12 protein-coding genes are annotated in these 13,336 nt (G+C 45.2%); 6 read left to right on the forward strand and 6 right to left on the reverse strand.

Annotated elements, in window-relative coordinates; translation table 11 throughout:
- Positions 1-28: 28 nt before the first annotated feature.
- From pyrH to QUA71_RS25240, 5 genes are all read left to right on the forward strand, one after another.
- On the forward strand, positions 29-757 hold the full coding sequence (gene pyrH / locus QUA71_RS25220) for a UMP kinase (protein WP_199301191.1): 729 nt from the start codon (positions 29-31) through the stop codon (positions 755-757).
- A complete protein-coding gene (gene frr, locus QUA71_RS25225; protein ID WP_333289286.1) occupies positions 744-1,292 on the forward strand; it encodes a ribosome recycling factor in 549 nt (182 codons plus the stop codon). The genes pyrH and frr overlap by 14 nt, the downstream gene beginning before the upstream one ends.
- 186 nt (positions 1,293-1,478) lie before the next feature.
- Complete coding sequence (locus tag QUA71_RS25230) at positions 1,479-2,570, forward strand: geranylgeranyl reductase family protein (protein ID WP_333289288.1); 1,092 nt, start codon at positions 1,479-1,481, stop codon at positions 2,568-2,570.
- Positions 2,571-2,941: 371 nt separating this feature from the next.
- Positions 2,942-3,394, forward strand: coding sequence for an NADAR family protein (locus tag QUA71_RS25235; protein WP_333289291.1), 453 nt, complete (start codon positions 2,942-2,944; stop codon positions 3,392-3,394).
- Positions 3,395-3,761: 367 nt separating this feature from the next.
- Positions 3,762-6,767: a GAF domain-containing protein gene (locus QUA71_RS25240; protein WP_333289293.1), complete on the forward strand. Its 3,006-nt coding sequence runs from the start codon at positions 3,762-3,764 to the stop codon at positions 6,765-6,767.
- A gap of 82 nt (positions 6,768-6,849) precedes the next feature.
- On the opposite strand, the gene QUA71_RS25245 is transcribed toward QUA71_RS25240, so the two are convergent.
- The 4 genes from QUA71_RS25245 to QUA71_RS25260 form a co-directional block, all read right to left on the reverse strand.
- Entirely contained in the window at positions 6,850-7,458 is a 609-nt protein-coding gene (locus tag QUA71_RS25245) for a DUF4276 family protein (protein WP_333099789.1), read from the reverse strand.
- Positions 7,455-8,603 carry an AAA family ATPase gene (locus tag QUA71_RS25250; protein WP_333289295.1) on the reverse strand — a complete coding sequence of 383 codons (1,149 nt, stop codon included), beginning with the start codon at positions 8,601-8,603 and terminating at the stop codon, positions 7,455-7,457. Before QUA71_RS25250 ends, QUA71_RS25245 begins: the two co-directional genes overlap by 4 nt.
- Before the next feature lie 179 nt (positions 8,604-8,782).
- Positions 8,783-9,559, reverse strand: coding sequence for a pentapeptide repeat-containing protein (locus QUA71_RS25255; RefSeq protein WP_333289297.1), 777 nt, complete (start codon positions 9,557-9,559; stop codon positions 8,783-8,785).
- Between the two features lie 261 nt (positions 9,560-9,820).
- Positions 9,821-10,465: a pentapeptide repeat-containing protein gene (locus QUA71_RS25260; protein ID WP_190655462.1), complete on the reverse strand. Its 645-nt coding sequence runs from the start codon at positions 10,463-10,465 to the stop codon at positions 9,821-9,823.
- Positions 10,466-11,547: 1,082 nt separating this feature from the next.
- Here QUA71_RS25260 and QUA71_RS25265 point away from each other — a divergent pair.
- A complete protein-coding gene (locus tag QUA71_RS25265) occupies positions 11,548-11,985 on the forward strand; it encodes a helix-turn-helix domain-containing protein (RefSeq protein WP_333216224.1) in 438 nt (145 codons plus the stop codon).
- 570 nt (positions 11,986-12,555) lie between these two features.
- Here QUA71_RS25265 and QUA71_RS25270 read toward each other — a convergent pair.
- Entirely contained in the window at positions 12,556-12,771 is a 216-nt protein-coding gene (locus QUA71_RS25270) for a hypothetical protein (protein ID WP_333289299.1), read from the reverse strand.
- 71 nt (positions 12,772-12,842) lie between these two features.
- The gene (locus tag QUA71_RS25275; protein ID WP_333289301.1) at positions 12,843-13,208 is read right to left on the reverse strand and encodes a hypothetical protein; all 366 of its coding nucleotides are present in this window, start codon (positions 13,206-13,208) and stop codon (positions 12,843-12,845) included.
- Positions 13,209-13,336 lie beyond the last annotated feature (128 nt).

Consider the following 13,336-nt stretch of genomic DNA (forward strand, 5'->3'; position numbering starts at 1 on the left):
GCAAAAAGAGTAAAAAAATAGTGGCGGCATGGGGATGGTTTATCAGCGAGTTTTGCTGAAGCTCAGCGGTGAAGCGCTTATGGGCAGCTTGGGCTACGGCATCGATCCGGTAGTCGTTCAGTCGATCGCCCAAGAAGTGGCCAAAGTCGTGTCCGAAGGCATTCAAATCGCGATAGTTGTCGGTGGCGGCAACATTTTTCGCGGGGTGAAAGCTGCTTCGGCAGGAATGGATCGGGCAACGGCTGATTATGTGGGCATGATTGCGACGGTGATGAATGCTATCACTTTGCAGGATGCCCTGGAACAAGCAGGAGTGCCAACGAGGGTGCAATCGGCGATCGCCATGCAAGAAGTAGCTGAACCCTACATCCGGCGGCGGGCGATTCGCCACCTAGAAAAAAAACGAGTAGTGATTTTTGGTGCCGGTTCTGGCAACCCTTTTTTTACTACTGATACTACAGCCGCTTTGCGGGCGGCTGAAATTGATGCAGAGGTGATTTTTAAAGCTACTAAGGTAGATGGGGTGTACGATTCCGACCCCCACCTCAACCCCAACGCGCGCAGGTATCAAACCCTCACCTATGCCCACGTCTTGAATCAAGATTTGCGGGTGATGGACAGTACGGCGATCGCCCTTTGCAAAGAAAATAATATTCCTATTATGGTATTTGACCTCTCGGTGTCGGGCAACATCTACCGAGCTGTAATGGGAGAATCTATTGGAACTCTTGTCGGAGGTTTTTGTGAAGTTAGCTGACGCAGAAGATCATATGCAAAAGGCAGTTGAGGCTACTCAACGATCTTTTAATACTATTCGGACGGGACGGGCCAACGCCTCCCTCCTCGATCGAGTCATGGTAGACTACTACGGCTCTCCAACTCCGATCAAATCCCTTGCCAACATCGGCACCCCGGATGCGACTACGATCACCATTCAACCGTTCGATCGCACAGCGCTCAACTCGATCGAAAAAGCGATTTCCCTGTCCGATGTAGGACTCGTGCCTAACAACGACGGTTCAGTTATTCGCTTGAACATTCCGCCGCTGACGAGCGACAGACGCCAAGAATTTGTCAAAATGGCCAGTAAGTTTGCTGAAGAAGGTAAAGTTGCAATTCGCAATATCCGCCGCGATGCCGTTGACTCGATTCGCAAGCAGGAAAAAAGCAGCGATATCTCTAAAGATGAATCCCGGGACTTGCAAGATAAAATTCAAAAGCTGACGGACAAGTACATTGGCAGAATAGAAGAAGTTCTGGCAGCGAAAGAGAAAGATATCACGACTGTTTAGGGAATGGGAAATTGGGCAGGCGGAATAGGAATAGTGTTGAGATTGCCGAGATACGGCCGCGAACAACGAGCAGACGCTTAATGATTTGTTAGTTGTGAGTTAAAAACTCAAGATTTAACACTCATTAACTTACCAATTCCTCCTGCCCCATGACCAATCACCCATTACCAGTTACCCATTACCCAAATGTTTGATTGCATTATGGTAGGTGCAGGCCCGGCAAGCAGCACAGCAGCTTATCACCTGGCCAAGCAGGGACGTTCTGTTGTGGTAGTAGAAAAAGCATCTTTGCCCCGTAATCAGCCTTGTAGCGGCGTTTCTGGGGCGATCGCTCAATGGCTCGATTTTGACCTGACGCCAGCTATTTCGATGAAAGCTAACAAAATTACCTACACATGGAAAATGGAAGATCTGGTGCAGGTTCAGATAAATTCCCCAATGTGGATGGTACAGCGAGATGTATTTGACGAATTTTTAATTAAACAAGCTCAAAAAACTGGTGCGGAAGTTAGACACTCTACAGAAGTTAAAGGAATTGAGTTTAAAAATTTTCTTTGGGAAGTTAAAACAAACTCAGAACCTGTTTCTGGCCGCTATTTGATTGGTGCTGGCGGTGCCGGCGGGCCGATGACTAAGAGGCTGGGATTAAAAGAACCAACACTCTGTTTGAGCGCAAGTTTAGAAACTCGCTCAATCAAGGGCGATTCCGTCAATTTCGATTTTGGTACTATAAAAAAAGGTTTTATCTGGAGCTTTCCCAAAGCTGACGGTTACTCTTGGAGTATTGCTGCGATGCGTGGCGACAAGCCAAAAGATATCAAAAAAATGTTGGCAGAGTACGCACCTAAGTGCGGGGCGGATGTTAGTGTCAGCAACGTGCGGGAACACCCCAAGAGTTTGTGGGATGGCGATCGCAAATTGCACTCGCCAAATTCCCTGCTCGCAGGAGACGCAGCCAGTCTCGCCGACCCCCTGTCCGGTGAGGGAATTCGTCATGCCATTTTTAGCGGCTTTAAGGCCGCTAAAGCGAGCGATCGAGCTCTTGGAGATGCCGACGACGCTAAGGAGCCGTACACTGAATCGATCGCCCAAGAATGGGGCCCTGATATGGTTTGGATCGGCCGCTTAGCCAGGGCCTTCTATCAGTTTACAGGAGCTGTTTATAGAGCGGGCATCCAATTTCCGAGGACTACTAAGTTGATGAGCAAAATTTTGTGTGGCGAACTGCGTTATGCCGATATCGCTAACCGCGCTTTTAACAAGCTGATGCCGTTTTAGAAGGAAGTCCGAGGGAAGAACGAATATTGTTAAATCCCCATTGCTTATTCTTCATTTCCAATTCTTAATCGTTAGTTTAAAAATAGGAATTACACATTATTCCTCACAAAGCCAGTTGATTCCTTGATTTTTCCTTGCCCAACCCGCTTTTTTCCAATAAACTGGGTTTAAAAGCGTAACTGCTATTTTAAATAAAGTCGATGCGAGGATTTTTTAATACAAGCCCCGCGCTGCTTATACGATCAATCTCCAATACTCCTGGAGGCAAAAAGTGGTTTGACACGTTATTAAGAGCGCGGTAAGGCGCTTCAGGGGCAGCTTAAATAATTACATTCTACCTACATCCTGTAAAATATAAAATCTCAAATCTAATGATAATTTATTTTTATAAAGTAGAGGAGCCTTACGGCTGCTTTTCTAATTTTTCACCACACGACATTTGTATGCACGGTCAATATTGGTTGACTGTGGAACATTACTATCAAGCCCAAAAATTTGTCAGCGCTGATGAAAGATTAGTGGCGGCGATTCAAGCCGTAGCAACTCCTCAAGAAGCCGCTAAATTAGGTCGCGATCCCAACCACCGGATTCGCGCTGATTGGGAAGCCGTGAAAATTCCTATTATGCGCGAAGCAGTTTTAACTAAGTTTCTCGCTCATACAGACATTCAAGCGATTCTACTCGCCACAGGCGATCGAGTGATTGTCGAAGATTCGCCAACGGATTACTACTGGGGCTGTGGCTGCGACCGAACCGGTCAAAATCATTTGGGTAAAATTCTGATGAGCGTGCGCCAAGAAATTAGTCAGCGCCTTGCGGGCTGATAGAAACTCAAATTCTTTCGTTAATTATCATTATATGAAGTTATACAACAAATGTCAAGTTATCCTAACAATGAATAATTCTCATAGTGAGAGTTTAAGATTGCGAGAAATTTATAAGAGCATTAAAATAATAATAATTATTTGCTTAAGTCGCTCTGCCTGTTGAAGGCAAGGATTAAACTGGCGCGATCTCAGATTTTACTTAGCCCAGCCCACCCGAGGCGATACACGGTCGTCTCTGACAAGTGCGCGACCGATTAATTGTACAGATCGGTTTAGTCAAAAATTCCAGGTAATATATTTGAGTTTGAATGTTCCAACAGCACATCACAACTTCTTATTATTGTATAAGTACAAAAGGAGATTTATGCAACTCACAGAAAATACGGAAGAATTACATTATAAACTAGACAGAGAAGTTTTGATACGGCGGATAACTGAACGTATCCGCCAATCTCTAGAATTAGAAGATATTTTAACCAGTACGGTAGCAGAAGTGCGGTCTTTTTTGAAAACAGATCGCATTATGATTTACAAGTTTAGTGCTGACGGAAGTGGAGAAGTTGTTGCTGAGTCAATTAATAACAACTGTCTCCCTTCCTTGAAAGGACTGCACTTTCCAGCAGACGACATTCCCGCGAGCGCCAGGGAGATGTATGTCGCTTTGCGCCAGCGGACAATAATAGATGTTAACTCAGGGACGATCGTCCTGAGTCCCCTCGATGCAGCAGACACCGGTCAACCTTTAGTAAAGGAGGAGATGCACTACCGAGCGCTCGATCCTTGCCACACCGCTTACCTGATGGCAATGGGAGTGCAATTTTCCTTAGTCGTGCCGATTTTGCACCGCAGGATCGCGTCGCCAAACAGCAAAACAGATATCTGCGAGGCGGCAACGTGTCTGACTCGATACGAGCCAGGAAATAATCAAAAAATTCACATCGAACTGTGGGGACTTTTAGTGTCTCACCACTCTGCGCCCCTCAATATTTCACCAGCAGATTTAGAAGTAGTTCAGCTCGTATCAGATCAATTGTCTAGCGCTATAGCCCACGCGCTTCTCCTCCAGCAAACCCGCTCTCAAGCCGCCCGCGAAGCTACCGTGAGCCGCATAGCAGCGCTGTTGTACGGTCACGTCAACATTCAACTGCAACAGGGTTTAGAAGCCACCGTCACCGCTTTGGGCGGCAGCGGTGGCAGACTCTATCTCAACCAGCCAAAAATCAACGGTGAAAAGTTATCCAGTCCAAAGATTGAAGGAGAATTGGCAATTGCCCCGGCCCACCGCGATGCTACCTTTGAACTGTTCACCACAGGAGAACAACCGACACTTCCCAACTGGGAAAAAGTTAAGGCGATCGAAGCTCATCCCCTCTGGCAGGAATGGCTAACCAAAGGATTCAAAAATACCGAAGAAATTCCCAAATTATCAATTTTTACTAATTCTCAATTTCCCGTTTTGATAATTACCGACTTATACAAAGAACCTCTATTTAGAGTTTTAGTTCCCGGTTTCCAATCTACTAAAATTCGGGGTTTGCTGGTAATTCCCCTCCACTACAAACAACAATTAGTCGGCTGTTTGACCATTTTTCGCAATGCAATAGATACCGAAAAAATGTGGGCGGGGCGCTTTGACAGCAACGCTGCACAAACCCTTCCCAGACAATCCTTTGAACTCTGGCGAGAAATAAAAAAAGGTCAGTCGCCCGAGTGGAAGTACGAGGAAATTGAGCAAGCTTTAGCTATAGGCCGCCAATTTTGTTCGGCAATTGGGCAGTACGTTCTTTATAAAGAAGTGCAGACCCTGAATGCCAACTTGGAGCGCCAAGTTCAAGAACGCACCGCCCAATTGCAACAATCCTTGGACTTTGCCAAAGTATTGACGCGAGTTAGAGACCAGATTCGCAGCACCTTAGATTTAAAAATCATACTGCAAACTATTGTGCGAGAAGTCAGAGTTTTGTTGGATACCGATCGCACGGTAATCTACCAATTTGCAGCAGACAAACAGGGCGAGGTAGTTGTCGAAGCTGTTTGCGGCCAGTGGCGGTCAATTTTAGGTATCACATCTCCACAAGAATGCTTTCCCGAAGGCTCAGACTGCTTTTATCGAGCCGGACGGGTGCGAGCAATTAATGATATTTATACTGAGGATTTAACACCCTGTCACCGCGAATTTTTGGAAGAGTTGCAGGTGAGAGGAAGTTTAATTGTGCCGATGAGAGGCAAAGATTCCCAATTGTGGGGGTTGCTGATTGCCCATGAGTGTTCGGGGCCGAGAGTTTGGCAAACAGCAGAACAGGAATTGGTGCAACATTTAGCGGCTCAAGCTGCGATCGCCATTCACCAAGCAGAACTTTATCAAGAAAGTCTCAATGCAGCAACTGCCGAGCGATTAAAAGCCGAACAGCTAGCTAAAACAGTCACAGAACTGCACAATACCCAAGCCCAACTGATTCAAACCGAAAAAATGTCCAGTCTCGGACAACTCCTGGCCGGAGTCGCGCACGAAATCAATAACCCCGTTAACTTTATCTACGGCAATCTGTCCCACGCCAGCGAATACACCAAAGATTTGCTCTGCTTGGTGGAACTCTACCGCCAGCACTACCCCAATCCCAACCCAGAAATTAGCGAGTGTTCCGAAGCAATCGACATCGAATTTCTTGCCGAAGATTTGCCAAAAATTTTGGGTTCCATGACAGTCGGAGTTGAGCGCATCCGCCAGTTAGTTGTATCTTTGCGTAATTTTTCCAGGAGCGATCAAGCCGAGAAAAAAGCCGTTGACATTCACGAGGGCATCGACAGTACCCTGTTGATTTTGCAGCACCGGATCAAAGCCAATTCCGATCACAACACCGTAGAAATCATTAAAGAATACGGCAATTTGCCCTTAGTAGAATGCTATGCCAGCTCGCTCAATCAGGTATTTATGAATCTGATCGGTAATGCCCTTGACGCCCTAGAAATGGGAAAAAAAGAGCGAGTTATGAATCTTCCCTTTAAAGCGGCAAGTGCAGCGGCGACACATTTAAGCTCCCAAATACTGCCTATCGAGTCGGGAGATATAAATGCCACCACCGAGTGTTTGATTCCTGATTTCCCATCTCCTTGCATTCGGATTCGCACTGAATTAATCGATGAAAAAACGGTAGGAATTTGCATTGCCGACAATGGTCACGGCATCCCCCAAGAGTTAATCTCTCACATATTTAATCCGTTTTTTACTACTAAACCCGTAGGTCGGGGCACGGGTTTAGGACTGTCTATCAGTTACCAAATTGTAGTTGAGAAACACCAAGGCGTACTTAAGTGTGTTTCTGTACCCGGTCATGGTACAGAGTTCTGGATCGAGATTCCCCTGAATTAGGTAGAACAACCTAAAAAAACAACACACCCAGATACCCGACTTCTTTGAGAATTCGGGAAATTAACAACGATCGCGTTTTACGTCAAGAAATTATTTTCTCTTCATCGCAGAGAGAGATAATTCGATTCACAAAAGCTTTTAGCTCTGGACAAGCTTGAATCGCAATCATCAGATCGTTGTTTTTCAAAATAGCCATTCCATCAATCACTTTGTTATAGTCTTTTCCGCGTTTTCCAGAGCTAAAAATCTCCTTAATCCAATAGTAAGGTGGCTTTTGATGATTCACTGTTTCAGGCGAACCGCTAGGAGCAGAAAGGTTGTGTTTCGCTAGCTTCTGGATAGTTGTCCAGTAGGGAAGAAGCCATGCTTCAAAATCATGTGATGCTGTGTGAGGATAGAATTTTGGGTTTTTACCTACCCATGTCCTCATTTTCTCTTTAGCATCATTGGCATCTTTAAAGTCCGGCTTTCCGGTATAAACGTCTGTAAGTGCAATTACAGCATCATAGCCATCATTATCGAGGAGAGTTTCAACTATTTTCTTGAGTTTCCCTTCCTTGGGAATTCCACCATGTTGTGGTTTAAAGTCTAGTCTGGGCATTTTTTGCTCTAAACGACTTTGCAGAAACTCATGAAGCTTCTTTCTAAATGCCATTTCAGTAGCACCTTCAACCAAAATAGCAATTCTCATGGACGGCCACCCATCACATTCATTTCCCAAACCTGGTCAAGACTGTAATCTTCTAACCATTTATCCAGGTTAAAAGTGTCACCCCACCTCATTTTTGCCTCCCCTTGTTCCAAATCGCAGACCAAAATCTCGCTTGGATCGAGAAATCTGATGAGTCTATCTGAGTGTGTGGCAACTATCAGTTGAGTGTGTTTTGAAGCTTCTCTCATTAGATAAACTAAGTGTCTTAAGAGTTCCGGGTGTAGGCTAACTTCTGGTTCATCTAGCAACGTAATAGTTGTTAAAGTTTGACTTTGCAGGAGCGCAACTAACCAGAGGAAGCGCAACGTTCCTTCTGATAGCTCATGGACATAGAAAGGCTGAGGAAAATTCCTATCTGTCCAAGTCATAGACATAGTTCCTGCGGCAACCGGAGGAAAGTTTAATCGCTCGAAATCTGGAAAGGCAGCAGAAATGATATTTTCAACCATTTCAAAACTGTCTCGATCGGTTTCCCGAAGGTCATAAAGACAGGAAACCAGGTTTTCACCGCTTGCTCCAGGCAACTTTGCAGGGCGCATTGCTTGAGGTAGACGAATTGGACTTTTCTCTGAAACATCAAGTGCTCCATAATATGTGCAAGAAGCAAGGCTCTTTCTCAGGTTCTCTGGTTCGCGATACATTTTAGGAACTTGAGAAAGGGATGTTTCAAGAGGATTGTGATCCCAACTCGGTCTCACAAATCCTCTGCTTTCTTCTTGAGAATATTTAATATCCAAACCTTGTGATTCAATATACTTGAATGGTTCAGCTCTGTGGGGATTTCTCTGCTGTGTTAAAGATTCGTCTCTAACTTCATAAGATAAACCTTTAGGTGACAATGTTAAGCTGTACTTCAAAGGTTGTTCCTTTGGCACTTGCATTGAAATTTCAATTTCAAGTTCTTGTACTTTACCTCTTGTCAAAATTTCATTCAAGCCGCCTTTAAGTTGCAATAAATTCTGTAAATTTCCACTTGCTGAAGCGGCGAGTATTGAAAGAACATCTAAAAAAGAAGTTTTTCCTGCTCCGTTTGCACCAATCATGACGATGAGATTTCTCATCTCAAGCTCAATATTTTGAAGACGCCGAAAACCCCTTACTGATATATTTTCAAATCTATTCATATTCTGTCCTTAAATAGTGAAACTAGCCTAGACACATATATTGAGACTAGGCTAAGTATATCTGCCTTAGATACTTTAGAGGTTTAGTAAAGCCAGATGGGTGTATGAAACGGTCTGCATCCCTTGGGTTGGCGCAGCATGAAAAGTCGTTGGAGCAGACCGATGTCGTTCACAAGTCTTTAAGGCAAGATTAGCTTCACGAGCACAGAACCGATCGAGCCCAGAAGACTCATAAAGTTGCCACCGCCGCCCGTGCGGGGTTCCGTAGGCTTTTGACGTGCAACAATGGCTTCGGCTAACTGCTTTGACAAATCCTGACCTTGGGGATTTCCTTGAGCTGCAAAGAGTTGGTTTGCTCGATCGGCGTCTTGAGTCGCGCCGGCGAAGTCTCCCAAGTCAGCGCGAGACATACTGCGCGCAAAATAAACGGCTGCTAAATCCGATTTCAGATTCAGCGCTTGATTGTAATAATCAATGGCGTTTCTGTAGTTTCCTGCTTGAGCTTCCAGCACTCCCAATCGGTAGAAGTCTTCAGCGGTGCCGATATTGGTTGGCATTCCTCTAACTCCGAGCAGTTGCGCGTTAGTTAAATTGGCGTTGAGCAAATTGGCGTCCGTGAGATAGGCACTTCTCAAGTCAGCACCGCTGAGGTTGGCACCGGTGAGGTTCGCCCCTGTCAGGTTGACGCCAAACAGGCTGGTGCCGCTGAGGTTGGCACCGCTGAGGTCAGCCCCGGTGAGGTTGGCTCGACTGAGGTTAGCCAACCTCAAGTCAGCACCTTTGAGATTGGCTCCTGTTAAATTGGCTAAAACCAAGCCTGCACTGCTGAGGTCGCAGTTGGGGCACTGTCGGGTGGCTAGTAATTGTTGCGTGTGTTGGATGTTCTCGGCGGGTGCAGGAGCGATCGGGGCGATCGCGCTCAGCAGCGTTGCCGCAGCGAGGATTCTGAGTTTCATTTTAACCGTCCAAAATTCAAAATATTAAATCTAAAATAGCTTTTATCGAAGCAATTGAAAATCACCATAACACAAGTTCACCCAACAAATCTTTTTGACTTGCCGTATGTAGGAGTTCTGGGCGCCATCAGCACCCTAAATTGAAGTTATCCGCCTTACCTTAGTGTCAAATAAAGATTTCGCTGCCAATAAATTAGGGTAATGAATTACTCATTACCCTTTAGCCGCTGTTCTCGGCAACCATAAAAATTAACAAATAAATTAGTCGTGAATCGTGCCGTCGGGCATCGTTGTACCCTTAAGATATACTCCGCTCAGGTTAACTTTTGTAAGGTTTGCTCCCAACAGGTTTGCTCCGCTTAAGTCTGACGCACTTAAAATCGCTTCAGTCAAGTCTGCCCTAATTAGACTCGCCCCCATTAAGTCGGCTCCGCTAAGGTCTACTTTGCTCAAGTTTGCGCCAATTAAATCGCATTCTGTCAGCACCGCCCTACGCAAGTTTACCCCGTAAAGATTTACTCCGTGCAAGTCTGCACGGCTGAGTGTGGCCCGAGATATGTTGGCTCCAATTAAAGTTGCTTGGATGAGGTTCGCTCCGCTCAAGTCTGCTTTGCTGAGGTTCGCTCCCATCAACTCAGCTCGATTCAGGTTAGCTTCAACTAAAAGTGCTTCTGTGAGGTCGGCTCCACCTAAGTCTGCTCTCCTCAAATTAATTTTGCACAAATTGGCTTTGCCAAAGTTGACTCTGTTGAGTTTCGCTTTGCTGAGATTGGCTCCAATCAGGTCGGCTTCATACAGATTGGCTCCAATCAATTCTGCTTCGTAGAGGTAGACCTCGTGCAGGTAGACCCCGCTAAAATTTCTTTCTCCTATTGCGTATAGCTTGAGCAGTTCGTCAACGTTCATTGTGGCTTCTCTACACCTTTTAAATGAAGAATACTGTCAGCAAGCTCGTTGCACCGGATGTTCTGCTATTTTAGATTCTGAAATATTCACACCCAGCCTGAAACTTCCCTCAATCTGCAAGGTTTGAGTATAAATTAGATGGTTTGGTGAGGGTGAAGGACAAAGCTGCATTCTCTTTTCCCTTTGGTTAAAAATTAATATTTAAAAATTTTAACAACAAGTTTGCTCGCACTTCGTAACTAAATCCCAAAGATTCTACGTGGAAACTCCGATCGAACCCATAACTTTTTGTGGCTAGTTGAGCTTACTGAGTAAGACTGTGATCTTGGTCACACAGTCATGTTAGTAGGATCACATAGAAACCCCCCTTTCGATCACAGCAGGCGGGCAAAAATAGCCGATACTTATACTGTAATGCTGGAAAATTGACAATGCCACCCTCGCCGTGTTTTACTCAATTGGCAATAAAGTCAGTAGTTTCACAGATACTTGCCCGCGGCAAGAAAGTCGGTGGCAACGTCACTCGGCGCTACCCGCTCTGACCGATGAGAGTGCTGATATCTAAGGATTTTTCGCACAGCGAAAGCCAAAAATGCAGTTCGGGGACTAGGGGAATGTCTGTATAAAAATGCGATCGCTGGTGTACATTCGCCTGTTTGCTAGCACCTAATGACTAAAAATCGCCCGTACGTTCGCAAAAAATACCAATACATACCAGGAAAACCATGATAGATGTTTAACAATAAGAGAATAAATGGTATTCCTTAAGGGTCACCTATTGCCGCTAATGTTAAAGTCGAGCGGTTAACGGCTATCAGTATTAGCAATGACGCTTGTCCATCAAATACAAAACTGACCCAGAAACCGGGTTTTTACTAAAAAAAATCGTTGCAACCTTGCTCCAGGTTAAAATAATCCGGTTTCTGAGCGTCTGAGTGCCTCCAGGAAGGAAAAAGTTTAATGAGAACGAACGCTTTTGTATAGCTTCAGGGCAAACAAAAGGTCAGCATTTAGGATAGGAGCAGCTTTTGCTCCATTGTCAAACAAAGGTACTGTAGAACGCGAATTGTGAGGTAATTGATATGGCTGGAGTATGTAAACTTAGCATCACAGAGACAACTGAAGAACTAAAAAACCTGTTAACTGAACAAAAAACAGCAAGCGGCTTTCAAAAAATTCAAGCACTTTACCTGTTCAAAATTTGTCACGTTAAGACAGTTAAAGAATTGGCAATGACGATCGGGGTCAACCGAATTACAGTGCAGCGGTGGCTGAGAAAGTACCGCTCTGACGGACTCGAAGGACTCCTCGAAACAAAGCACAGCGGCGGCCGTAAGCCCGCCATTCCTCCTTTGGCCCGCGCTAGTTTGGCAATGCGCCTCAGCAACCCCCAGGAAGGCTTTAAAAGCTATGGAGAGATTCAAGAGTGGTTGCAGCAGGAATACAGCATTGAAGCTTCCTATAAAGCGGTTTACGCAACAGTCAGATACCACCTAAAAGCCAAGCTGACGAAAGTCTAGACATTTCATACCATGTGGGATTAATCACTGGTCATCTAATGGTTTGCAGTCAGCTTTTGAAGCTTTTGAGGAGTTCCTCGGTCACGAAAAACCTGATTAATTCTTTTTTAACAAAACTCGCTCTCATAAACTGCGAAGCATATACAGCCAGCCTAAATCATTTGTGAATTTCTTACTCCCTCTCCTTGATAAGGGGAGGGTTGGGGTGGGGTCAAAAATTTACGACTCCTGCAAGGATTGCTATACAGCGTATCCCTGGTTTATGAAGCAGCTTTAGACACGGCCGTACCCCGTGTCTCTACGGGGATTGATCGAGCGGCTGGTGTACTTCATAAACCTGCAATCTGCTGTAAATTAGATGTTGCGGCGATTGGGGTGAGGGCGAGAAGATTTGACGCTTTTCCCCTGTTTGTGAAAGATGCTTAAAAAAGGAGCCAGAAATCATAACTTGCAAGTTTTGTGTAATTTGCAGGTTTTGTTATATGGATTTGAAATACTCTAGAGCCGTCAATGCGTGGAGATTCTAATTCATGCTTCATCGAAGTCCACTTGTTATCTCAGGGTGCATCGTCACGAGTAGAGGGGGTCTTCACCCCATGCTTTCCCTGTTTCGAGGCGGATTCCTCTTGCCCAGAGGTACTGTTTTGCTGCTCCAATAGGTTCAGCAGTTTCTTCGTTAAAAAAATATTTGGAAATGATGTTAGACATCAAGCACAAATCATTGTTTGCGATCGCTCTCATCTGTTGGGTAAAAAAATGCACAACTATTGCATCATTTTTTAGCAAACTTTTTGTGGGAGATAGAAAAACTCAAGCAGAGGCAAATCTTACTGTTATTAAAAGCGCTCAAAGGTAGGTCAATTATTTGACCTGATTTTAAGTCTTCTCCGCTGTACCCAATAAGCGTCAAACACGAATCCAAGGGAGATTGTTTGTTCGGCTAGAAGCAGCCAATGACCCTGAATACCCATAAGACCGGCGCAAGTAATATTCCCTAGCATCAGCCAGAAATATCCATGAGGCTTGTCTTTGGAAAGCAGATAAGTTCCCATTAGGAATCCAGAAGCCATTCCTAGTTCCAGCACCTGACTGAGACTTGTGAGGCCTCCGAAGTCATACAAGCTCAATCCCAGACCGATTGCTAAGGCTAGTTTGGCAAAATGGTCAAGCCATAGGGGTGCGTGCCCTTGACCCCTCCGCGCGTTAATCAGCCCAACCAGCATAGCCGGAGCGCCCCCAGTTTCGATAGCTGCGGCTATCCAGTTGCGTCCCGATGGCGTTGCACAGTTGTGGTATGCTGAGCGCTAACAATCAACGAAAATTTAGCTATGATTTGTCCTGAATGTCAATC

Origin of the sequence: Microcoleus sp. MON1_C5 (genome assembly GCF_036701875.1) — a bacterium.
GTDB lineage: Bacteria > Cyanobacteriota > Cyanobacteriia > Cyanobacteriales > Microcoleaceae > Microcoleus.

Bases quoted from the DNA above. Each gene is read 5' to 3' on its own strand.
- QUA71_RS25235 (WP_333289291.1), top strand. From the start codon at position 2,942: ATGATAATTTATTTTTATAAAGTAGAGGAGCCTTACGGCTGCTTTTCT.
- QUA71_RS25265 (WP_333216224.1), top strand. From the start codon at position 11,548: ATGGCTGGAGTATGTAAACTTAGCATCACAGAGACAACTGAAGAACTA.
- QUA71_RS25230 (WP_333289288.1), top strand. From the start codon at position 1,479: ATGTTTGATTGCATTATGGTAGGTGCAGGCCCGGCAAGCAGCACAGCA.
- QUA71_RS25245 (WP_333099789.1), bottom strand. From the start codon at position 7,458: ATGAGAATTGCTATTTTGGTTGAAGGTGCTACTGAAATGGCATTTAGA.
- QUA71_RS25240 (WP_333289293.1), top strand. From the start codon at position 3,762: ATGCAACTCACAGAAAATACGGAAGAATTACATTATAAACTAGACAGA.
- QUA71_RS25250 (WP_333289295.1), bottom strand. From the start codon at position 8,603: ATGAATAGATTTGAAAATATATCAGTAAGGGGTTTTCGGCGTCTTCAA.
- pyrH (WP_199301191.1), top strand. From the start codon at position 29: ATGGGGATGGTTTATCAGCGAGTTTTGCTGAAGCTCAGCGGTGAAGCG.
- QUA71_RS25255 (WP_333289297.1), bottom strand. From the start codon at position 9,559: ATGAAACTCAGAATCCTCGCTGCGGCAACGCTGCTGAGCGCGATCGCC.
- QUA71_RS25275 (WP_333289301.1), bottom strand. From the start codon at position 13,208: ATGCTGGTTGGGCTGATTAACGCGCGGAGGGGTCAAGGGCACGCACCC.
- QUA71_RS25260 (WP_190655462.1), bottom strand. From the start codon at position 10,465: ATGAACGTTGACGAACTGCTCAAGCTATACGCAATAGGAGAAAGAAAT.